This window comes from Alkalimonas sp. (genome assembly GCF_020831925.1).
Classification (GTDB): Bacteria; Pseudomonadota; Gammaproteobacteria; order Enterobacterales; family Alteromonadaceae; genus Alkalimonas.
Map to the genome: position 1 here is coordinate 25,143 of NZ_JAFIFQ010000012.1, position 21,280 is coordinate 46,422.

At 50.6% G+C, this 21,280-nt stretch carries 18 protein-coding genes; 9 read left to right on the top strand and 9 right to left on the bottom strand.

The window, feature by feature from the left end:
• The first annotated feature begins 64 nt into the window (after nucleotides 1–64).
• Nucleotides 65–793 (top strand): VC0807 family protein, encoded by a 729-nt coding sequence (locus tag JJU14_RS05840; protein WP_228611660.1) that lies wholly within the window; start codon nucleotides 65–67, stop codon nucleotides 791–793.
• A 4-nt stretch (nucleotides 794–797) separates the two neighbouring features.
• Here the strand turns inward: JJU14_RS05840 and JJU14_RS05845 are convergent, their stop codons facing one another.
• Nucleotides 798–2,111: an MFS transporter gene (locus JJU14_RS05845; protein WP_228611661.1), complete on the bottom strand. Its 1,314-nt coding sequence runs from the start codon at nucleotides 2,109–2,111 to the stop codon at nucleotides 798–800.
• A 154-nt stretch (nucleotides 2,112–2,265) separates the two neighbouring features.
• Here JJU14_RS05845 and JJU14_RS05850 point away from each other — a divergent pair, with 154 nt between their 5' ends.
• From JJU14_RS05850 to JJU14_RS05860, 3 genes are all read left to right on the top strand, one after another.
• Entirely contained in the window at nucleotides 2,266–3,087 is an 822-nt protein-coding gene (locus JJU14_RS05850; RefSeq protein ID WP_228611662.1) for an ABC transporter permease subunit, read from the top strand.
• Nucleotides 3,084–3,989: an ABC transporter ATP-binding protein gene (locus JJU14_RS05855; protein ID WP_228611663.1), complete on the top strand. Its 906-nt coding sequence runs from the start codon at nucleotides 3,084–3,086 to the stop codon at nucleotides 3,987–3,989. The genes JJU14_RS05850 and JJU14_RS05855 overlap by 4 nt, the downstream gene beginning before the upstream one ends.
• A 226-nt stretch (nucleotides 3,990–4,215) precedes the next feature.
• Entirely contained in the window at nucleotides 4,216–4,839 is a 624-nt protein-coding gene (locus tag JJU14_RS05860; protein ID WP_228611664.1) for a PEP-CTERM sorting domain-containing protein, read from the top strand.
• Nucleotides 4,840–4,897: 58 nt separating this feature from the next.
• On the opposite strand, the gene JJU14_RS05865 is transcribed toward JJU14_RS05860, so the two are convergent.
• Nucleotides 4,898–6,184 carry an amidohydrolase family protein gene (locus JJU14_RS05865; protein ID WP_228611665.1) on the bottom strand — a complete coding sequence of 429 codons (1,287 nt, stop codon included), beginning with the start codon at nucleotides 6,182–6,184 and terminating at the stop codon, nucleotides 4,898–4,900.
• 4 nt (nucleotides 6,185–6,188) lie between these two features.
• Nucleotides 6,189–6,476 (bottom strand): accessory factor UbiK family protein, encoded by a 288-nt coding sequence (locus tag JJU14_RS05870; RefSeq protein WP_228611666.1) that lies wholly within the window; start codon nucleotides 6,474–6,476, stop codon nucleotides 6,189–6,191.
• A gap of 134 nt (nucleotides 6,477–6,610) precedes the next feature.
• Here JJU14_RS05870 and rep point away from each other — a divergent pair, with 134 nt between their 5' ends.
• The gene (rep, locus tag JJU14_RS05875; protein WP_228611667.1) at nucleotides 6,611–8,629 is read left to right on the top strand and encodes a DNA helicase Rep; all 2,019 of its coding nucleotides are present in this window, start codon (nucleotides 6,611–6,613) and stop codon (nucleotides 8,627–8,629) included.
• Nucleotides 8,630–8,667: 38 nt separating this feature from the next.
• Here the strand turns inward: rep and JJU14_RS05880 are convergent, their stop codons facing one another.
• The 3 genes from JJU14_RS05880 to elbB form a co-directional block, all read right to left on the bottom strand.
• Nucleotides 8,668–10,572 carry a diguanylate cyclase gene (locus JJU14_RS05880; RefSeq protein ID WP_228611668.1) on the bottom strand — a complete coding sequence of 635 codons (1,905 nt, stop codon included), beginning with the start codon at nucleotides 10,570–10,572 and terminating at the stop codon, nucleotides 8,668–8,670.
• Between the two features lie 206 nt (nucleotides 10,573–10,778).
• The gene (locus tag JJU14_RS05885) at nucleotides 10,779–11,180 is read right to left on the bottom strand and encodes a c-type cytochrome (RefSeq protein WP_228611669.1); all 402 of its coding nucleotides are present in this window, start codon (nucleotides 11,178–11,180) and stop codon (nucleotides 10,779–10,781) included.
• 96 nt (nucleotides 11,181–11,276) lie between these two features.
• Nucleotides 11,277–11,927: an isoprenoid biosynthesis glyoxalase ElbB gene (gene elbB, locus JJU14_RS05890; protein ID WP_228611670.1), complete on the bottom strand. Its 651-nt coding sequence runs from the start codon at nucleotides 11,925–11,927 to the stop codon at nucleotides 11,277–11,279.
• Nucleotides 11,928–12,386: 459 nt separating this feature from the next.
• Here elbB and polA point away from each other — a divergent pair, with 459 nt between their 5' ends.
• Nucleotides 12,387–15,164: a DNA polymerase I gene (gene polA, locus JJU14_RS05895; protein WP_228611671.1), complete on the top strand. Its 2,778-nt coding sequence runs from the start codon at nucleotides 12,387–12,389 to the stop codon at nucleotides 15,162–15,164.
• A 426-nt stretch (nucleotides 15,165–15,590) separates the two neighbouring features.
• Here the strand turns inward: polA and yihA are convergent, their stop codons facing one another.
• The gene (gene yihA / locus JJU14_RS05900; protein WP_228611672.1) at nucleotides 15,591–16,211 is read right to left on the bottom strand and encodes a ribosome biogenesis GTP-binding protein YihA/YsxC; all 621 of its coding nucleotides are present in this window, start codon (nucleotides 16,209–16,211) and stop codon (nucleotides 15,591–15,593) included.
• Nucleotides 16,212–16,471: 260 nt separating this feature from the next.
• On the opposite strand from yihA, the gene JJU14_RS05905 reads away from it, so the two are divergent.
• From JJU14_RS05905 to JJU14_RS05915, 3 genes are all read left to right on the top strand, one after another.
• The gene (locus tag JJU14_RS05905) at nucleotides 16,472–17,098 is read left to right on the top strand and encodes a c-type cytochrome (protein ID WP_091342994.1); all 627 of its coding nucleotides are present in this window, start codon (nucleotides 16,472–16,474) and stop codon (nucleotides 17,096–17,098) included.
• A 658-nt stretch (nucleotides 17,099–17,756) separates the two neighbouring features.
• Nucleotides 17,757–18,323 carry a Der GTPase-activating protein YihI gene (gene yihI, locus JJU14_RS05910; RefSeq protein ID WP_228611673.1) on the top strand — a complete coding sequence of 189 codons (567 nt, stop codon included), beginning with the start codon at nucleotides 17,757–17,759 and terminating at the stop codon, nucleotides 18,321–18,323.
• Nucleotides 18,320–18,784 (top strand): DUF2489 domain-containing protein, encoded by a 465-nt coding sequence (locus tag JJU14_RS05915; RefSeq protein ID WP_228611674.1) that lies wholly within the window; start codon nucleotides 18,320–18,322, stop codon nucleotides 18,782–18,784. The genes yihI and JJU14_RS05915 overlap by 4 nt, the downstream gene beginning before the upstream one ends.
• 44 nt (nucleotides 18,785–18,828) lie before the next feature.
• Here JJU14_RS05915 and JJU14_RS05920 read toward each other — a convergent pair whose 3' ends face one another.
• Both JJU14_RS05920 and JJU14_RS05925 read right to left on the bottom strand, forming a co-directional pair.
• Nucleotides 18,829–19,737 carry a hypothetical protein gene (locus JJU14_RS05920; RefSeq protein ID WP_228611675.1) on the bottom strand — a complete coding sequence of 303 codons (909 nt, stop codon included), beginning with the start codon at nucleotides 19,735–19,737 and terminating at the stop codon, nucleotides 18,829–18,831.
• A 193-nt stretch (nucleotides 19,738–19,930) separates the two neighbouring features.
• A complete protein-coding gene (locus JJU14_RS05925) occupies nucleotides 19,931–21,211 on the bottom strand; it encodes an amidohydrolase family protein (protein WP_228611676.1) in 1,281 nt (426 codons plus the stop codon).
• Nucleotides 21,212–21,280: the final 69 nt, after the last annotated feature.

The window sequence follows — 21,280 nt, forward strand, 5'->3', positions numbered from 1 at the left end:
CCATGGTGACAAGCTGACTGCTTTGCGTATACTAGGGCGCATTGAACCAAGTGAGAGTGAAGGTATGAGTGAGTCGCTAACCCCGACTAAGCCAGCCCGTAAGAAAGGCGGTTTTTTTAGCAACCTGGTGTTTAATATCATTATTCCGGTGGTGATTTTAAGCAAGTTCAGTGGCGAAGCGCACTTGGGGCCGATGTGGGCTCTGGTCGTCGCGCTGGCTTTTCCTGTGGTCTATGGCTGCTGGGACTTTGTCCGCAGCGACAAAGTCAATTTTTTCTCGGTACTGGGCGTCATCAGCGTGCTGTTAACCGGCGGTATTGGCTTGCTGCAGCTGGACCCTGCCTACATCGCCATCAAAGAAGCGGCAGTACCGGCAGTGCTTGGAATCGCCGTGATCTTTACCCACAACACCCGCTTTTCACTGGTACGCAAACTGCTGCTGAATGAAGATCTGATCCGCACCGACAAACTGGCCGCGGCGCTGGCTGCCAAACAGGCCACCGAGCAGTTTGAGCAAAAAGTTAAAATCAGCACCTACCTGCTGGCCAGCTCTTTCGCGCTGTCGGCGGTACTGAACTATGTGCTGGCCAAGTGGATCGTGGTAAGCCCGGCTGGCACCGAAGCCTTTAATGCGGAAATTGCCAAGATGACTGCCTGGAGCTTTCCGGTGATTGCCATTCCCTGCACCATCATCATGATGGGTGCTGTACTCTATCTGTTTAGCCAGATTGGCAAACTGACCGGCGAAGAGCTGGATCAGTTTTTGGTCGGGGCGCCGGAAAGCTCAACCTAATGTGTCAGGCAGCCGTGACTTCCTGTAGCCGCCAGGCGAACAGCACGCCAAAAGCGCTCATGGCAGCAAACAGCACCAGTACGGCAAACAGCGACCAACTGGCTACCAGAGCGCTGATCAGGCCGGTGAGTAATAACAAAGCACCGATCACGGTATTACTGACCGAGACATAGTCGGTGCGTTTGTTGCCTCCTGCCATATCCAGCAAATAGGTTTTGCGACCAATCCGCACACCGGCATGAGCAATACTCAGCAGCATAAACAGCAGCGGGTAAAACCAGAAGTTGGCAAACAAAGCCCACTCCAGCTGGCTGGCGATAGCTGCCAACAGGCAAAACACGGAGGCGAGAGCGGCTGCCAGCAAGAGTACTTTACGGCTGGACCAGTCGGCCAGCCAGCCCCAGATGCTGGAGCTCAGCAAACTGGCCAGGCTACTCGCCAGCAAAAAAGCCCCTAACAAAGCACCCGAACTGCTGTGTTGCTGTGCCAGCACAATCAGAAAGGGCGTGGCTAGCGCCGAGCTAAGCAGCAGCGCCCGTGTCAGCACAAAGTGGCGAAACAGCACATCGTCCCGCAGCAGCGCTAAGTTGGCAAAGGCTTGTTGCATGGCGTTGCCGCCGCCACTGGTTTCGCCGGGCTCTTCCTCAACCTGACTGAACAAGGTGGCCGCACCAAACCACAGCATGGCCGCGCCCAGCAGCAACAGCACATAGATCAGTACACCGGCCTCTTTGACGCTGCCAAGCAGCCAAAGCGATACGCCCGTGGTCAGCAAGCCGGATAAGGTACTGGCCAGGCCGGTCAGACGGCCGCGCCGTTGTTTGGGGATGGTTTTGCCCTGTACATCTTTCATGGCCACCGAATTCAGGCCACGCCCCAGGCTAAATACCACCAACAAGCCTAAAATGGCCAGTCCGGCGCTTAGCCCTTCCAGCCAGAGCACTACCAACACCATGCCAAACAAACTGAGCGCCTGGATAATGGCACCCAATACCAAAAAGGGTTTGCGCAGCGCATGCTGACGCACCCAGGCGCCAATCAGCAATTGCGGCAATAAGGAGCCGGACTCGCGAATTGGCACCAACCAGGCAATCAGTGCTGCCGGGGCGCCAACGGCGGTCATCAACCAGGTGAGTACGGTTTTGGGACTGGTCAGTAAATCACCCAGGCTGGTCAGAGTTTGGCTGATCAGAATTAAGAAAAAGTTGCGCGGTACTTCGGTGCAGGCCTGCCCGGAAATATCCTTGCAGGCACGGGCATCTTCCTCGTTCGCGATCAGGCTGTACAGCTTGTCCATTTTTTCCTGCGATGGGTTCACGACGCCTCCAGATAGTGATTTTGACGAAAAAAGTCGCCTTCAGACTTCGATAGCTTTAGTCTAACAGGCTAGCACATTGAATTTTAGTCATTTTTATTCTGGCACTGATATTGCTCAACGTATTTTTGTTTTCTATTTAAGCTAAGGAGTGTGTATGCATCTGCCCGTTTGGTCCCATATCTGGCTGCTTAGTCAGATAGAATGGCAGCGGCTGTTTCTTAGCCGACGCGGTTGGCTAACCCTGGCAGCATTTTGTCTGCTGTGGTTTTTGTTGCTGCGTTACCTGGTGATGCCACTGAGTCAGTGGATGCTGGATCCGGCTATTGTTGAAGGGGCTGAAATGGTAGCCGGTTGGGTGGATGTGCGGCAATTGCTGCTGTGGCCACGACCTGAGCTGAGTTTATTTTGGTTGCTGGCTTTGCTGCTGACACCGGCCGCCGCAGTGCTCTTTAGCGCCGGCCAGATTTGCCGTGACCGCAGCCGCGGCACCTTGCGCTTTTACAGCTTGCGGGTGGGCCGGGATAGCATCTTGCTGGGGCGTTTTTTTGGTCAGTTGCTGGTGCAAGGCACTTTATTGCTATTGGCGCTGCTGGCTTGCTTGCTGCTGGCGTTTTGGCAGGGCGCGTCTTTAAGTGGCAATTTGCTAAGTGCCATGCTGTTTTGCTGGTTGTTTGTCATGCTCAGCCTGTTGCCTTTTACCGCCCTGATGAGCCTGATGTCGGTTTGGCTAAACTCCAGCCGGGCTGCGGTGAGCATGGCCGTCTTGCTGCTGACGTTACTGCCCTTATTGCTGGGGATACTGGCTTATTACTGGCCACAAGCCTTGCCGGCTTTTGCCTGGCTGCCCGGGGCTCAAATCCCGGCATTGATCAACAGTTCACCCTGGCAGCCCTGGGCAGAGCTTGGTTTACCTGTAGGTCAGGCAGCACTGTTGCTGACCTTATCCCTGCTAAGTTTTCGGCGGAGGGCATTATGACAACAGTGATTGCCTGTAGTGGCTTAAGCAAAAGCTTTGGGCAGAAAGCAGTGCTAAAGCAACTGGATTTTAAGATTGAGACCGGAGCTCCGGTTGCCCTGGTCGGTGCCAATGGAGCTGGCAAAACTACCTTGCTTAGCCTGCTGTGTGGCTACCTAACGCCGGATCAGGGACAGATTCAGATCTTAGGACAGAAACCTGGTAGCGTTAAACTCAAAGGCCGGCTTGGTGCCTTGCCACAGGATGCGCAGTTCGACCCGGACTTTAGTTTGGCCCGCCAGTTGCAGTGGCTGGCGCGTTTGCAGGGCATGACAGCATCCAAGGCCAACACAGAAACCGAGCGGGTACTGGCGTTGGTGGATTTAACTGCTGAAGCTGGCCTGAAAGTCGCCCAGCTAAGCCATGGCATGCGCAAACGGCTGGCTATTGCCCAGGCGCTGCTGGGTGAGCCTGAACTGGTAGTGCTGGATGAGCCGACCGCAGGGTTGGATCCTCTGCATGCCAAAGCATTGCGGGATTGCATCCAGCAACACAGTACGCATTGTACCTTTGTGATTAGCTCGCACAATCTGTTTGAGCTGGAGCAGCTGTGTGGCACTGTGTTGATGTTGGAGCAAGGTCGGATCCGCCAGCAAGCCACCCAGATCAGTGAAACCGGTGTGCTGCGTTTGCAACTGTGTCAGGAAAACGGTCAGCAGCTGCTGCCTTTGCTGCAGCAAGTGCCTGGCTTTGTAAAGTCACAGCTGCTGAGCAAGCTGCAACTGGAACTGCAGTACGATGCTGTGCGGGCGGCCGATTTTGATGTCCGGCTGCTGCAGTTGCTGCATCAGCAGAGCATTGACTATCGGCAGTTAAGCCGTGGACCGTCGTTGGAGCAACAGTTGTTTCAATCAGGCGGCTAGGCCAACAAGCTGAAAAGTGTCGGTTTTTTTGTCATAGATTGGATCGCTCTAACTCGGCTAGCAGTTAGAATGATAGCATATAAAAAATAAACGCTGATAAAACAACTGCTAATGTTATTTGTTTGGGGTTTCGGCACATTTTTTGCATTCCATAACCTGTCAATGAACACAAAACTCCAAAAACGGGTCCGTTGTTTGGCTTTGTATTGTTTTAAGGATGAATGAAATGAAAACATCGTTGTTTACAGGGGCGATTGCCCTGATGGCTGGTTTGGTTTTTTCTGCGCAGGCTGCTTTGATTGGTACTATCACTCATGATTACGGGATAGACAAGCACACCCCTTCGCACTTGGCTTATGGTGGCGCTTGTGGTGCCTTGCATGCCGACCATTTTCAGGTGAGCGTAGCTGGTTGTAGCACTGGCAGTTCATTTCATGATGGTTTTGATTTCAGCCACCTTGCTTTTGAAGATATTACCTCGTTTGAGCTGACTCTGAACTACGGGCTACAAAATGGTACTTGGGTCGTAAGGCCTGGAGCTGATCGGTTTACAGCAAGTACTCAGGTTAACTGGATGAATGCTTTATGGTCAGATCGTCGTTTAGCTACAGGAACTCATGAGGTTACCTTTACTTTTACCAATTCATTGGATGTCTTTGACGAGATCGTTAGTTCTGGCAGCTTCTATCTTTGGTTCTCACGCTACTCTGGTGCAAATTCGTTTAATTTAAATAGTGCTACCTTGAGTGTCTTTGGTACACCAGCTGAAAGCAGTACACCTGTTCCGGCTCCTGCAACCTTAGCTTTATTGGGGTTGGGTTTGCTTGGTCTGCGCCTGCGCCGACGTTAAACTTAAGTCACTCCTGTTTTTTGCAAAAAAGGCCTGCTGCAACAGGCCTTTTTGCTATTTAGTTGACTTGTTTTCCACCCTTCACCACCACCGGAATGGCTTCCAGCAAGCGGATATTTTCTAAGGGGTTGCCTTCTACCGCCACCAGATCCGCATAAGCACCCGGCTGCAGCTGGCCCACATTCAACTGGCCTTGCTCATTGCGCCAATCCAGCAAGGTAGCAGCATGCAAGGTCGCACTCTGAATAGCCTGCAGCGGCGTCATGCCCCACTCCACCATGTAGGCAAACTGGCGGCCATTCTGGCCATGGGTATAAACGCCAGCATCGGTACCATAGGCCATATTGACACCGGCTGCGACCGCACGGCGAAAGTTTTCACGTTGCAACTGACCCACCTGACGCTCTTTTGCCAACGACTCCGGCAAAATACCAGCCGCTTCGCCTTCGCTTAAAATGTAATCGCTGACATAAATGTCCATTACAAGAAAAGTACCGCGCTCAGCGGCCATCGCCAGCACTTCGTCATTTAAAAAACTGGCGTGCTCGATGGAGTCGACGCCGGCTTCGATGGCACGAAGCATGCCATGCAACCCATGGGCATGGGCGGCCACTTTGGCGCCTCGATCATGCGCTTCTGCCACCAGAGCCTGCATCTCTGCCAGACTAAACTGACTGGCATTGACATCGGTGTTGCGTGACAGCACGCCACCGGTGGCGGTGAACTTAATCAGATTGGCGCCGTACTTCATGTTTTCCCGCACCCGGGTCCGCACTTCATCCGGGCTGTTGGCAACACCAAAACTGGTAGAGGCGTAGGTATGGGGCAGCAGGTTATTGTCACAGTGGCCACCGGTAATGCAAATGGAGTGGCCAGCAACCCGCATCCTGGGGCCAGGAACTTCTCCTTCCTCAATGGCATCACGTAAATCGACATCGGCAAAACCGCGGGCTCCAACATTACGCACCGTAGTAAAACCGGCTTGCAGGGTGACTTCGGCAGCAGTCACACCGAAAATGGCCTGACGCGCAGGTGTGGTATTTAGCCGGCGAAAACCATGCTGTTGTGGATTAGAAGTCAGGTGCACATGCATATCAATCAAGCCCGGCAGCACGGTATAACCGGATAAATCCAGCGTAGGGATGGCGCGCTGCTCGGCGGACAACTGGCGCACCGGCAGAATATTCACAATGCGTTGGTCCGCTACCAGAATGGCTTGATTGCTTTTTAGCTCACCGCTTTGCACATCCAGCAATTGGCCGGCCAGGATCAGCTGATCGGCAGCGGGTGCTATGGAGCTGACCAGCAAGAGCAGCAGGGCAGATAGGGGCAGAGAGGTTTTCATTGGATTATTCCTGATCAGAGCTGGGTGGCGCAGCTTTCGATGCTGTTGGCTGCTGAGCGGCAAGAATGGCTTGCACCTGCAGTTCCAACGCCTCGAGTTTTTCCCGGGTCCGAGCCAGCACCTGACGCTGCACGTCGAACTCTTCCCGGCTAATGACATCCAGATCGGCCAGCTTTTGTTGCAACACTACTTTGATTTTACTTTCAATGTCATCGGCTGCTTGCCGCACTCTGGCTGGGATTACGGCGCCAATTTGTTTAGCCAGTTCTTCAACTTTTTTTGGATCGATCATAAAGGGCACCTTTGCCTGGGGGGTTGTATCCGTTGAAACTCAGTATAACAAAGCTTGCGCTGCTCTTTTAGTTGATTTTCCGGTAAACTTGCTGGCCAATCCCCGCAGCCAGAATGGAGCTTTGCCGGTAGCCGATGAAATTAAACCCTCAGCAAAATGAAGCGGTGCATTATATCTCAGGCCCTTGTCTGGTGCTGGCTGGTGCAGGCAGCGGTAAAACCAGGGTAATCATCAACAAAATTGCTTATCTGATTGAGCAATGCGAGCTGCCGGCCCGACATATCGCCGCGGTGACTTTTACCAACAAAGCCGCCCGCGAAATGAAAGAGCGCATCAGTTTGCAGTTACCAAAGCCGGCTTGCCGTGGGCTTACCATCTCCACCTTTCATACCCTTGGCCTGAGCATTTTGAAAAAAGAATATCGGGCGCTTGGTTACAAGGCCAGTTTCAGTTTGTTTGATGATCAGGATTCGATGGCTCTGCTTAAGGAGCTGACCGAAGCAGACTACCTGGGTGATAAAGATTTACTGAAACAACTGCAAAGCAAAATTTCCAATTGGAAAAATGATTTGATGTTGCCGGAGCTGGCCCTGCAGCAGGCAACACAGCCTGAAGAGCTGTTGCAGGCGCAGTATTACCAGCGCTACAACCAGCTCCTAAAAGCCTACAATGCGTTTGATTTTGATGATTTAATTCTGTTACCTACTTTGCTGCTGCAGCATCAGAGCGAGGTGCGCGAGCGCTGGCAGCAAAAAATCCGTTACTTATTGGTGGATGAATACCAGGATACCAATACCAGCCAGTATCAGTTGGTGAAACTACTGGTAGGCGAACGGCAGCGTTTTACTGTGGTCGGTGATGATGATCAGTCGATTTACTCCTGGCGCGGTGCCAGGCCGCAGAACCTGGCCTTGTTGCAGCAGGACTTTCCTCACCTGAAGCTGATTAAGCTGGAACAGAACTACCGCTCATCGGAGCGTATTTTAAAAGCAGCCAACATTCTGATTGCCAATAATCCACATGTGTTTGATAAGCAGCTATTCAGTGAGATTGGCTATGGTATGCCGCTCAAAGTTCTGCCGTGCAAACACGAAGAAGATGAAGCTGAGAAAGTTGTGGCAGAGATTATCTCGCATCGTTTTACCAACCGCACCCATTACAAGGATTATGCGCTGCTGTATCGCAGCAATCATCAGGCACGGATTTTTGAAAAAGCGCTGATGAACAACCGTATTCCTTACCGTATTTCAGGCGGTACTTCATTTTTCTCGCGGGCCGAAATCAAAGATGTGATGGCGTATCTGCGGCTCTTGGTGAATCAGGATGATGACAACGCGCTGTTACGCATCATCAATGTTCCCCGGCGCGAGATAGGTGCCGCCACGCTGGAAAAACTGGGTACTCTGGCGCATGAACAGCAGGTCAGTCTGTTTGCAAGTTGCTTTTTACCCGAGTTGTCGCAGCGGTTACCAGCGCGTGGCTATCAGGCGGTGCAACACTTTGCCAATTGGATTTTGGCGTTAACCGAGCAGGTGAAACGCGCTGAACCGTCCGATGCCATTCGTGACTTAATCCGACAAAGCCATTACGAAGCCTGGTTGTTCGAAAGCAGCAACAGCCCGAAAGCAGCGGAAATGGCGATGAAAAACGTCAACGAGTTGTTTCGCTGGATTGTTGAGATGCTGGAAGGCAAAGACGATGAAGAGCCGATGACCTTGCCAGAGGTGGTCAGCCGCTTGACGCTGCGTGATATGATGGAGCGGCAGGAGCAAGATGAGCAGTCCGATCAGGTGCAATTGCTGACCCTGCATGCCTCCAAGGGGCTTGAGTTTCCCTATGTGTTTATGGTTGGTATGGAAGAAGGGATTTTGCCGCACCAGGGCAGCATTGATGCAGACAACATTGAAGAAGAGCGGCGGCTTGCTTATGTAGGTATTACCCGGGCACAGCGTGAGTTGTTCTTCACTTACGCCAAAGAAAGGCGGCAGTATGGCGAGGTGATCCGGCCTGAACCAAGCCGCTTTTTGTATGAGTTGCCACAAGATGATTTAGACTGGCAGCATAGCGCTGTGCCAAAAACTGCCGAGCAACGTCAACAAAGTGGCAAAGCCAATATTGATCGGTTACGACAACTTTTAAAAAAGCCGGACTAGCATCTTGTCAAATAGCAGTGTGGGCTTTTCGAAGGGTGCTAACTGGCCTTAGCCGTTTTTTTTTGCGTTACGGCACTGGTTGATTCAGGTTGCGGCTTTGGGTCGGGGGCGACCAACATGTCGGCATTAAAAATCACAAAGCGGTTGCTACCAAGCGACTTGGCTTGATACATGGCAGCATCGGCGTCCCGTAACATTTCATCCGGGCTTTGGTAGTCGTTGTGATAAAGCGCAATGCCAATGCTGGCTCCGGATAGAACCTGATGTTGCTCAATGAACACGGGTTGTCGAACTGCTTCGATGATGCGGTCTGCAACATCTTCCACATCCAACTGTTGCTGAATATCAGTCAGCATCACGACAAACTCATCGCCCCCCAAACGCGCGACCAGATCATGCTCGCGAATAGCCTGCTGCAAGCGTTTACTGGTTTCCATCAGATAATGATCACCTACGGCATGTCCCAGGTTGTCGTTGATGGCTTTGAAACGATCCAAGTCAATAAACAACAAGGCCAGTTTTCCATCAGTCTGCCGTTTGCGCTGTCGGAACTGCTGTTGCAGCAATTGCAGGAAACGAGGTCGGTTCGATAAACCGGTTAAAGCATCATGGTTTGCTTCATGGAACAGCTTTTCTTCGATTTTCTTACGTTCTTCCACCTGCAAACGCAGAAATAAATTGGTCTGGCGAAGCTCTCGGGTGCGCTCAAATACTTTCCGCTCCAGCTCTTCTTGCTGTTTGCGTTGTTGTTCAGTTGCTAACTTGCGCTGGATGGCTACGGCTATATGGCGCGAGACAAAACGAAGAACTTTCAGTTCCTGTTCGCTGTAATCGTACTGATAGTCATAAGCCTGCAAGGCAATGACACCAATCACTTCATCTTCCAGAATCAGAGGGGCACCTAGCCAGCTGGTGGAGTGGCGGGTGGTGCGCAATGAGCTGACCATACCACGGGTAATTTCGCCCTGTTGATTCAGCTTAACGGCGGCGGCGCCATCAATCAGTGCGGCTTCACCACGGCGGATTATGTATTCAGTAAAGCCTTTACCAAGCGGCCGCTTGGGCGCCGCCGGCGTGTATTGATCACGGTAAAATGGAAAGCTAAGGGTGTCGTCGCTACGATCAAGCAAGGCAATGTAACAATTTTCTGCGTACATCAATTCCGATAGCACCTGATGGATGTCGCGGTAAAAGCTTTGCATATTGCGACTACAGGCCGACAACTCGGAAATGCGGTACAAAGAGCTTTGCAGTTTCTCAGCCGCTATGCGCTCTTTGATTTCTTTTTGCAGTTCTTGATTCGTTAATTGCAACTGTCGGGTGCGCTCTCGAACCGTTTGTTCCAGTAATTCACGACTTCGTACCCGATCAATGGCGGTGACCGTATGACTGCCAAGGTGGCAAAAAACATCCAAGGCTTGTTCGCTGTATTGTTTGTCTGGGTCATAGCTTTGGATGGCCATCACGCCGATCACCTGTTGGCCGCGTTTTAGCGGAATGCCCATCCAGTGCGTTGGCATACTGCCTTGTGCCTGAATGTCGCCACTTGCGATCAGCTGCTCAAACAAAGCTTGGTTGCATAACAGGGGCATGCCAGTACGAAATACATAACCCGTCAGGCCACTCGCGAAAGCGTCGGAGGGAACCTGCAGAATGACCTGTTGATCTTTTTCGTCCGAAAAATATTCAAGTGTGAACTGATTGGAGTTATGTTCATGCAAGACTACGTAAAAGTTTTTAGCGTGCAACAATTCTGCCACCATCTGATGGATGGCGGGATAGAATTCTTTCATATCCGCAACGGTACTGGCCAGTTCCGACAGGCGCAATAAAGCACCTTGGATGGTGAACGCTTGTCGGTAACGGTCGGCCATTTGCTGCAGCCGTTGCTGCTTGGTTTCTGCACGTTGCAGCGCACGCCTTGGGTTCGTTAAATCCTTCAACTCAGTCTCTTATAATAGTTATGGGCTTGGTGCACGAAACAATTTTATTATGCACAAAGTTTCCGCAGAGTGGAATCTTCGACCAAGGAAAAGCGTCGCTTATTTATATTATTTTAATATAAAAAATACTAAAAAGTTTGAAGGTGGTTATTAAAGAGAGGAGTGCCAGCCCTAGCTGTTGTGGGCTGGCATCGGTATAGCCGTTTTTAAAGATCTTTGATCATGAAGCGAATCGCTTCTGCAATTTCATCTTCTGAGCAGTTCATGCAGGTACCCATTGCTGGCATATTGCCAAAGCCATCAATGGAGTGACGCAACATCACATCAAAGCCCTGATCCATCCGAGCTTGCCAGGCGGCAGTATCGCCAGGCTTGGGAGCATCAAGCGCACCGGTACCATGACAGGCAAAACATGCGGTCTGATAGACCTGTTCACCACTTCGAGGACCAGTATCTGCAACTGCCTGGGCTGGGGCTTGGCCATCCAGATAAACCTGGCCAACCGGAGCGATGCGCTTACGCAGTTCTTCGTCTGCAGCAGAACTTGTGGCCAGGCCAGTGAACAGCAAAGCACATGCAGCCGTTGCTACAAGGTGGATTTTTCTCATCGTTGTGGGTCCTGTTTCAATTTTGTACAAATCTTGCGCCATTATAACGAGCCAGTTGACATTGTGGAAGCCCCGTAAACTCGGTAATGTCAGAGCTCAAGCTAGTTTAAGTACCGCAGCAATGAGCTTATCGATCCCTTCGCTGGCTTCTGTCACCGACTGTGCCAGCATATAGGCTGGTGTGGAGACAACTTTGGCCTGGTGATCGATCACAATATCGCGCACCTGACACTGCACATGCTGAGCGCCCATCTGTTCAATGGCCGCAGCGGTATCGGCATCAGTGCCTATGGTCAGGCTGACCGGTGCTGAATAAATCAGTGGGATCATGGCTGGAGCTATGCAAATAAAGCCAACCGGCTTGCCCGCATCAGCAAATGCCTGAATGCATTGCTTTAGCTCCGGTAATACCGCTGCACCATGTCCTTTGAAAGCAAAGTCGGACAAGTTTTTGGCAGCACCAAAACCACCAGGTAATACCACCGCATCAAATGCCACTGGGTTTAACTCCGATAAAGGATGAATGGCGCCTCTGGCAATGCGAGCCGCTTCGATCAGCACATTGCGCTGCTCGGCCATCTCTTCGCCGGTAAGGTGATTCACCACATGATGCTGGCTGATATCCGGAGCAAAACATTGGTAACTGGCATGGTGCCGTTCAAGGTGCAACAAAGTGAGCACTGACTCGTGGATTTCTGCACCATCATAGACACCGCAGCCACTTAAAATAACAGCAACTTTTTTCATCTCTGACTCCTCTGAACCATGATATCTGTTGGCTTATAGCAAAGCATTCTTAAACCGATTTTTTTAAGCTAAAATTTTTTAAAAAAATGGCTGGCCTCGCACTCTTTCTGTGATAGTCTACACAACCGCTGACGTTGCGTCTGCCGGTTTTTTTCTGTTCGCAGCCAGAGCAGCAGAAAAACTTTCCACACGATGGAATAAAAATAATAATAAGGGCTTCAGCAGTTTCCCCCTTTATTTTACACAATGAATTTCAATAAGTTAGCTTACACGAGGTCGTCTTGTGTTGGCCCTTTAGTTTGCGTTGAATTTATTTTTTGCACAAAGTTATCCACAGCTTGCCTGGATTGAGTGGTTGGGTTTCCACTTCCCCGTGATCCCGGCTAGGTCGTTCGGACGGCCTGTAGTATCATTCCTGCTTCAGTATGAAAACCACTTGGTAAAAGTACAGGATGCACTATGGCTTCACACCCGGATACTCCACTTGTTTTAGTTGATGGTTCATCGTATTTATTTCGCGCCTACCATGCTCCGCCTCACCTGACTAATTCCAAAGGAGAAGCAACGGGTGCTATTTACGGTGTAGTCAATATGCTTAAAAGCTTGCTCAAGCGCTACCAGCCCGAGCAGATGGCAGTTGTGTTTGATGCCAAGGGGCCTACTTTCCGCAATGAGCTCTATGCTGAATACAAAGCCCACCGGCCGCCAATGCCGGATGATTTGCGTAGCCAGATAGTGCCATTGCATCAAATCATCCGTGCTATGGGCTTGCCGCTGCTGTGCGTGTCTGGCGTGGAAGCGGATGATGTGATTGGCACTTTAGCCCGTGCGGCCAGCGCGTCCGGGCGGGAAACGGTGATCTCGACGGGCGATAAGGATATGGCACAACTGGTCGATCAGCACGTCACCCTAATCAACACCATGACCGATACCGTGCTGGATCCGGCCGGAGTAGAAGCTAAGTTTGGCGTGCCTCCGGAGCTGATTATTGATTATCTGGCCCTGGTTGGTGATAAGTCAGACAATATTCCTGGTTTGCCTGGTGTCGGTGATAAAACTGCCACTGCTATGTTGCAGGGTATTGGTGGGGTTTCCGCTTTGCTGGCTCAATCGGAGAAGTTGGCTGAACTCGGTTTCCGTGGTGCCAAAACTATGGCCGAGAAGTTATTAGCGCACCAAGCTCAGGTAGAGTTGTCGTATCAGCTGGCAACCATTAAAACCGATGTCGAATTACCCTATCAACTCGCTGATTTAGCCATACAGCCAGTGGATACCACCGCTTTAGCGGAACTGTATAAAGCCTGTGAGTTTAATCGCTGGTTAAAAGAATTGCTTAGCACAGAGACTGAGTCAGCTGAAACTAGGGTAGATGCCGCTGCATTGGAGCAGGAAGATCAGCAAGGGCAAATCGTGGCAGCAAGCCTGGACCAATCGGGCTATCAGACAGTGCTCAGTGAACAAGCCTTTGAGCAGCTCATGAATGAGCTAGATCGCAGTCAGCTGACTGCTTTGGATACCGAAACCACCAGCCTGGATTATATGGAAGCACAGCTGGTAGGTTTATCTTTTGCAACCGAGCCTGGCAAAGCCTGGTATGTGCCGCTGGCGCACGATTATCTGGACGCGCCTGCCCAATTGGACAAAACGTGGGTGCTGGCCCGTTTGAAACCGTGGTTGGAAGATGCCAGCAAAGCCAAAGTTGGTCAGAATCTGAAATACGACCAGAGTGTACTGGCGCGCTATGACATTGCCTTGCGAGGTATTGCCTTTGATACCATGCTGGAATCCTATGTGCTGAACAGTGTGGGCTCCCGCCACGATATGGACAATCTGGCGCTGAAGTATCTGGGCCACAATACCATTAGCTTTACCGACATAGCCGGCAAAGGAGTCAAACAACTCACGTTTAATCAGATCGAGCTGGAGCAAGCCAGCCGTTACGCGGCCGAAGATGCCGATGTAACACTGCGTCTGCACCAGACCTTATGGCCCCAGCTGCAGCAAACCTCAACCCTGGTTAGGGTGTTGCAGGACATTGAAATGCCGCTGGTTCCAATTTTATCAGCGATGGAACGGCATGGTGTTTTGATCGATGCCAGCTTGCTGAAGCAGCAGAGCCAACAATTGGGTAGCCGCCTGGCTGAGTTGGAGCAACAGGCGCATCAGCTGGCAGGGCAGGAATTTAACCTGGCTTCACCCAAACAGCTGCAACAGATTTTGTTTGAGCAGCAGCAGTTGCCGGTATTAAAGAAAACCCCGAAAGGGACACCATCAACCGCCGAAGAAGTGCTGCAGGAGCTTGCGCATGATTACGAGTTGCCGCGCTTGTTGATGGAGCACCGCATGCTGAGTAAGCTGAAATCCACGTACACCGATAAGCTGCCAAAGATGATTAAATCTTCGGGACGGGTGCATACGTCTTACCATCAAGCGGTCGCAGCGACCGGCCGGCTCAGCTCAACTGAGCCAAACTTACAGAATATTCCGATTCGTAGCGAAGAAGGCCGTCGCATCCGTCATGCCTTTATTGCGCCTAAGGGTAAGAAGATCCTGGCCATCGATTACTCGCAGATTGAACTGCGCATCATGGCACATTTATCCGGTGATAAGGCGCTGCTGGATGCTTTTGCGGCTGGGCTTGATATCCATAAAGCGACAGCAGCCGAGGTGTTTGCGGTGCCTTTGGCTGAAGTGACATCCGAGCAACGCCGCCGTGCCAAGGCGGTGAACTTTGGCCTGATTTATGGCATGTCGGCGTTTGGCCTGGCACGCCAATTGGATATCGGACGCCAGGAAGCGCAGCAATACGTCGATCGCTATTTTGAGCGCTTCCCGGGGGTGTTGGCTTATATGGAACGGACCCGAAAGCAGGCGCATGAGCAGGGGTTTGTTGAAACCATTTTTGGACGTCGGTTGTATCTGCCGGAAATCAATGCCCGCAATATGGCCCGGAAAAAAGCAGCTGAGCGGGCAGCCATCAATGCGCCGATGCAGGGAACGGCTGCCGATATCATTAAACGGGCGATGATCGATGTCGCTAGCTACCTAAAGCAACACTGCGAGTTGCAGGCGGTGATGATTATGCAAGTACACGATGAATTGGTGTTTGAAGTGGCCAACGAGCAAATCGAAACCGCTGCACGTGAGCTGGCTGCTGTAATGGAGCAAGCCGCTAGTCTGGACGTGCCTTTGTTGGCTGAAGCGGGCTTTGGTGATAACTGGCAGCAAGCGCACTAACTTGCGCCTACTTCAACTTGCCACCAACTGGTAATTTTATTACCAATTGGTGGCTGTAAATCACTAAACAAGATTTTTTGTAGTTTTTTTACCAAATTCGCTTGATTTTTTAGCAGTGCACGCTAGTATAGAAAATGTAGGGTACAGAGGTAAGATGTTCTATCTTTCAGTGTCAGAACTTCGTTCTAACCGGAAAGTAGGCTTACTATTAGCCGCCCCACTGCTTGCAGTGGGGCGTTTTTTTTGTTTTTGGCGGTATTTGATCACGGCAAATTTTTTGGTGATTTTTAGAGTAAATACTTCAAACCTGTATTTTTTTGTAGTATCATTACACAGTCTCAAAGATTGAGACACCCTGTTGATTTGAACTAATAGCTTCTCCCCGTTTGCTATACCGGCCTCCACTGTGAGGCCGTTTTTTTAGGCTCAGTCCTGAGCTTGATCCGGACAAAACCATTGGGTCAGCGCTTGTTCCAGTTCGGGTAAGCCCTGCTTGCTTAATGAACTAAAAACCTGTACCTGCACATCACCCATAAAAGCCAGCGCGGCTTCCGTGACTTCCAATAAGGCTTTTTTACGTGGCCCGGGGTTTAATTTGTCGGCTTTGGTCAGCAATAAACGCACCGGCAGTTCGCTGGCCACAGCCCAGTGAATCAAATCCTGATCCAAATCTTTTAGTGGGTGGCGAATATCCATCAGTACAATCAGACCTTTCAGGCTATTGCGTTTTTGCAGATATTCACTGAGTGAGCGCTGCCATTTCTCTTTTACTGCCAGCGGCACTTTGGCAAAACCATAACCGGGCAAGTCAATCAGCCGTTGCTGCTCATTCAGTTGAAATACATTGATCAGCTGAGTGCGGCCAGGTGTCTTACTGGTGCGGGCAAGGCTTTTTTGGCGTGTCAGGGCATTAAGGGCGCTGGACTTACCGGCATTGGAGCGGCCTGCAAAGGCGACTTCAATGCCCTCATCCGATGGCAACGCCCGAATATCCGGCGCGCTGGTCAGGAAGGTGGCTTGTTGATAATTGATGGTCGGGGTGCTCACAGCAAACTCCAGTCAGTTTAAATCAAGCCTGAGCAAAGGTTTTCACCACAGATTAGAGTGGGCTAGACAAATCGTGCTCAGGCTGTTTTTTGGGTTCCAATGCCTCATTGTAACGGATCGGATGGATCGGAAGAAGCAAATGCTGTATAGATGGGATTTTATATTAGACAGAATCGTGTAAAATAAGCAGCTGAAACAACTTAGCAATAACTATGGTGCCACCCAGCTGGCGACTAAATGCGGACAGAGACGGAAACAACATGAAAAGACTTGTACTGCCACTTACGCTGTTATTCAGCATGATAGGGGCGGCCCATGCATTTGATGGCGATGCGGCGGCCGGTAAGGAAAAAGCAACCACTTGTGTTGCCTGTCATGGCACCGATGGCAACAGCCCTATGGATATCTATCCGAAAATTGCCGGTCAGCATGCCGAGTATTTATACAAGCAGTTGCAGGATTACAAGCTGGCCATGCAAACTGGTGGTGAACGGGGCCGCAGCAATGCGATCATGTTCGGTATGGTAGCAGGTCTGTCTGATCAGGATATGCGTGACCTGTCCGCTTACTTTGCCTCGCAAAGCATGTCGGCCGGTACGACCCCGGAACATGCGTTGGAGCGTGGTCAGCAACTTTACCGAGGTGGCGATGCTGAACGTGGTATTCCAGCCTGTATTGCTTGCCATGGTCCGCGAGGCGCCGGTACCAGTTTGTCAGGCTTTCCGCGCATCTCTTTCCAGCATGCGCCTTACCTGATCGAAACCTTAAAAGAGTTTCGTAGCGGTGCCCGTGCCAATGATATGAATGGTATGATGCGGGATATCGCCCGTAAAATGACAGATGAAGATATTGAAATGGTGTCCTTGTATCTTGGTGGTTTGCACTAAGCCTGGTATCTGTTTGCTACTAAAAACCAGCCAACCGGCTGGTTTTTTTGTCTTTCTAGCGCAATGATTGTGAGATATATCTCACAATCGCCGTAAGAGATTTGCCATTGGCCTGCAAGGCGCTAGATGGGTTGGTTGCATGGTTATGCAGCTAATAGCCTGATTTAATAGCGGTTAATGAATGGCCTTCCAAATACAGTGGATTTTTTTCCAACAAGGGGTTGTTATCTGCTGAAATTGGCGTACATTAACACTTCGTTACATTAAGTAACGCGTCGAAAAAATGGAACTGATGGCACGGAAAGCTCAGTAAGTGCGACGACGAATACAACATCGCTGCGATGTTCGTGCGCTATCCATGGATGACACAGAAAGTATCAGGATGATCACTAACAAAAAAAGCTGCATAGGGATATTACATAACAATACCAGGGACCATTCGGACGCGCTGTCCAATTAGGTCATTATGACTGCAGCAGATGAAAGAAGTGTCCACTTTAGACACCTGGCAGAGGCGATAAGGCAACTTATCGCCTTTTCTTTATTCATAATTCTTCGCACCACTATCCTTGCATCCCCTGAGGATGTGTTAAAATAAAGCCCATCAATCAGCGGCTTTAGCAGCGTTCTGCCAAAAGCGCTTACCAGGTAGCAAAACATGACACGTCAAAAGAAGACTCGCAATAGTGGCGATAATGGCCCACGCTTTTTACCTGCTGCAGAAGTTCGTAAGCAGCGCGAGCGTAAAGAAGAAAGCAAAAAGTCTGGTGCTGGCGGCAAGCCGGGCCAACGCAATTCACAGTTACTGCGTAAAGCAGCAGAGCCTTCAGGCAACAGTGGTAACAAGGACCCTCGCCTGGGCAGTAAAAAGCCAGTGCCGCTATTGCCAGAGGATGTTGCAGATGCACAACCGCTGTTAAAGCCGATCCAACCGAAAGCGTCGGTTGCTAAGGTAGTTACGGCTGCGACCTTAACACCAGAGCAAGAGCTGGCAAAACTGGAGCAAGACTCGTATTTGCAACAGCTGCTAGAGCGGGTAGAGCGCGAAGAGGTACTCACAGGCAAAGATGCCAAGTACTTTAACCGAATGACCGAGCGCTACGAACAACTATTGCAGCAACTGGGACTGGCCGAGGATGAGGAGCCGCTTGATCCCTTGGCTGAGTTTGAACGTACCGACTGGCGTGCCCAGTTGTTATCCGATGATGATGAGGAAAATGGATGAGTTGGTTGTGGTGGAGTCTGTTGTTGGCTGGAGCAGCCATTATTGCCGGTTTGGCGTTTTATGCCGGACGCTTGTTGTTGCTGGTCAAGGTGCAAAACCAACAGCAAGCACAGGCCAAGCATAAGAAAAACCAATATCTGATTGATAGCATTGTGTTGATTAGTCGGGCCATGCAATCCGAGCAATGCGAATTATCAGAAGGCGCTTTGCGGGTTTGGGTTCTGCTGGATCACCTGGAACTTGCTGACAAAGCCGATCCGGTGACTGAGTATCCTGGGATCTGCCAGATGTATGAAGTAGTCAAGGATATGCCAACCCATAAAGCCCGTAAGCAACACGAAAAAGCGCATATTCGTCAGTTGGATAAGATCCGTGAAAAAGCCGAAGTGGACTTAAAGGATTTCATTCTGGCTGATGTCGAGAAACTGCTGGCGCAGTATCGGGCTCTTGCGTCTAACTAAACAAGGCTTTACCAACAGAGTAGTAAAGCCTTGATTTAATGTGTTTACTGGCGACGGCGACGCAGTCGGGTTAATGCCAATAGACCCAGTACCATCGAGCCAAAAGTTGCCGGTGCAGTCACCGGAGTAGGTTCCTGATTGGCGGTGCGGAAATTGCTTTCATTTAACATGGCACCAGCAAAGGTAAAAGGATCGCCAAAATAGTAATAGCCACCGCATTGCCAATCCTGGCAGCTGGCAGATGCCGGACGCCCGCCTACATAGGCACTTACCTGATAACTCAGCTCGAAACTTTCACCTGCCGCCAACTGGCCGAGGTTAAGCTGAAAGCTTTGTGCATCCCAGCGATATGCTTGTGCCAGCCAGCTATCATCCAGCAGTGTTTGCTCCAAAGTTGCAGCAAGAACGGTCCCTTCAGTGGTGAGAGATAAGCCGTCTGCAGTGCTATGAAGCCATGCCTGGCTAGTCCAGATGCTTTGACCGTTTACTAGGATAGTGGCTTGATAGGATGCTTCCACAGAGTGACTGGGATGGGGGTTATCCTCTGGCAGCAAGGCGCCAAAAAGTGCCAGCATACCTTGCTCAATGGTAAAGTTGAAATGATAGGACTGATCCATGCCTGTCTGATTCTGAAATATCAGGTTTTGCACTAGACTGCTCTCTACTCCAAACCACGCACCATTATGCAGGGCATCCCCTTGCAGGAAGAATTTTCCGGTGTCATTGCCCTCTGAACGTGCCGTAGCTGAAGTGGGGGTTTCATACAGATTCATGATTTCGGCTATCGCTTGACTATCAGTGGTGCCGCTGTTTGAATCCCAATCAGCAATTTCACCATGAAAATGCACAGATGCATCGGTAGAAATATCAAAGTTGATAATATTTGCGATGGCTGGGGTACTACCGACGGCGGTAAGAATGGTCATTGATAAGATGTATTTGTTAAATTTCATGCGCTACTCCCTTTAAAGTCCGCGGGATTATGCAACATGTATGCCGCATTAATATCTTTTTAAAATCATATTTTTACAGTTGCGCGTCCTCTGATGTGTAATATATGTTGACGGTAGTTTGCTTGTTTTGTGAGCATATGCTTCAAGGGTGGCCTTTCACCCCACCAGCACGCTATGCTGGTGGGGCTGTAAGCTATTGCTTGTAAATAACACCATCCTTCATCACAAAGCTGACTTGCCCCATCAGCTCGATATTTTCAAGTGGATTTCCAGGTACTGCCACCAAGTCGGCTTTTTTACCTGCAGTAACGGTACCCAGTTCATCGCTCAGGCCAAGTAACTGGGCGCCGTGGTAAGTGGCGGAGCGAATGGCTTCAATGGCCGGCATGCCTGCTTCCGTCATGTAAACAAATTCTTTCCAGTTGTCGCCGTGTGGGCCAACCCCGGCATCGGTACCAAAGGCAATTTTAACGCCGGCTTGCCATGCCCTGGCAAAGGTATCCTGGATTAAGGGACCAATCTCTAGCGCTTTGGGGCGCACCAGCTCAGGGAAGAAACCCGGCATTACCGCCATATCAGCGACAAACTTACCGGCACTGATGGTTGGTACATAGTATGTACCGTGTTGTTTCATCAAAGCCATGGTGGCATCGTCCATGTAAGTACCATGCTCAATCGAGTCCACACCGGCTCGTATGGCTCGCTCCATGCCTTCTTTACCATGCGCATGCGCCGCCACCTTAAAGCCGTAATCACGTGCTGTTGCGACCACGGCCTTAATTTCTTCTTCAGTAAATTGAGCATTCATACCACTGGCCGCCACACTTAGGACGCCACCTGTGGCAGTAATTTTGATTAAGTCAGAGCCTTCTTTGTAGCGTTGACGCACAGCTTTACGTGCTTCTTCGGGGCTATTTATCACGCCTTCGACTGGCCCGGGATCGCCCATGCGACGAAAGGAAATGCCATTGGTTGGATCGGCATGACCACCGGTGGTGGCAAGCGACTTACCTGCAGCGAAGATACGGGGCCCTTGCACATAACCATTGGCGATGGCGTTTTTTAATGCCACGCTTACATGATGACTGTCACCAAGCTCTCGTACTGTGGTAAAGCCGGATAACAGCGTTTTATTGGCAAATGTGGCTCCGCGCAAGGCGTAATCAGCTTCATTCATCCGAAAACCTTCGGCATAGGAGGTGGCGCTGATCTGAGTTGAGAAGTGCGTATGCATGTCCATCAAGCCGGGCATCACCGTATGCTGGCGCAAATCTATCAGGGTATCAGTCGCAGCTGGCGACAGAAATCCTGCTTCAACGCGCTGAATGATGCCATTTTCAATAACAATGGTCTGGTTATTCAGGATCCGGTTATCTTCCGCAGTGATAAGCTTACCGGCATGAATGAAGGTTGCTGCCTGGACTGAGTTACAGGCAAGTAACACACCAGCCGCTAGTAGAGTTGGACGTAACATGGTGACTCCAGAATGACTTATAAGGACAACTCTTAATCTGGCAGTATTTTTACTCACAGCAAGATGAAT

What these genes read in the sequence shown, in the direction of transcription:
- JJU14_RS05840 (WP_228611660.1), top strand. Translation starts at nt 65, where the DNA reads ATGAGTGAGTCGCTAACCCCGACTAAGCCAGCCCGTAAGAAAGGCGGT.
- JJU14_RS05850 (WP_228611662.1), top strand. Translation starts at nt 2,266, where the DNA reads ATGCATCTGCCCGTTTGGTCCCATATCTGGCTGCTTAGTCAGATAGAA.
- JJU14_RS05855 (WP_228611663.1), top strand. Translation starts at nt 3,084, where the DNA reads ATGACAACAGTGATTGCCTGTAGTGGCTTAAGCAAAAGCTTTGGGCAG.
- JJU14_RS05860 (WP_228611664.1), top strand. Translation starts at nt 4,216, where the DNA reads ATGAAAACATCGTTGTTTACAGGGGCGATTGCCCTGATGGCTGGTTTG.
- JJU14_RS05865 (WP_228611665.1), bottom strand. Translation starts at nt 6,184, where the DNA reads ATGAAAACCTCTCTGCCCCTATCTGCCCTGCTGCTCTTGCTGGTCAGC.
- JJU14_RS05870 (WP_228611666.1), bottom strand. Translation starts at nt 6,476, where the DNA reads ATGATCGATCCAAAAAAAGTTGAAGAACTGGCTAAACAAATTGGCGCC.
- rep (WP_228611667.1), top strand. Translation starts at nt 6,611, where the DNA reads ATGAAATTAAACCCTCAGCAAAATGAAGCGGTGCATTATATCTCAGGC.
- JJU14_RS05885 (WP_228611669.1), bottom strand. Translation starts at nt 11,180, where the DNA reads ATGAGAAAAATCCACCTTGTAGCAACGGCTGCATGTGCTTTGCTGTTC.
- elbB (WP_228611670.1), bottom strand. Translation starts at nt 11,927, where the DNA reads ATGAAAAAAGTTGCTGTTATTTTAAGTGGCTGCGGTGTCTATGATGGT.
- polA (WP_228611671.1), top strand. Translation starts at nt 12,387, where the DNA reads ATGGCTTCACACCCGGATACTCCACTTGTTTTAGTTGATGGTTCATCG.
- JJU14_RS05905 (WP_091342994.1), top strand. Translation starts at nt 16,472, where the DNA reads ATGAAAAGACTTGTACTGCCACTTACGCTGTTATTCAGCATGATAGGG.
- yihI (WP_228611673.1), top strand. Translation starts at nt 17,757, where the DNA reads ATGACACGTCAAAAGAAGACTCGCAATAGTGGCGATAATGGCCCACGC.
- JJU14_RS05915 (WP_228611674.1), top strand. Translation starts at nt 18,320, where the DNA reads ATGAGTTGGTTGTGGTGGAGTCTGTTGTTGGCTGGAGCAGCCATTATT.
- JJU14_RS05920 (WP_228611675.1), bottom strand. Translation starts at nt 19,737, where the DNA reads ATGAAATTTAACAAATACATCTTATCAATGACCATTCTTACCGCCGTC.
- JJU14_RS05925 (WP_228611676.1), bottom strand. Translation starts at nt 21,211, where the DNA reads ATGTTACGTCCAACTCTACTAGCGGCTGGTGTGTTACTTGCCTGTAAC.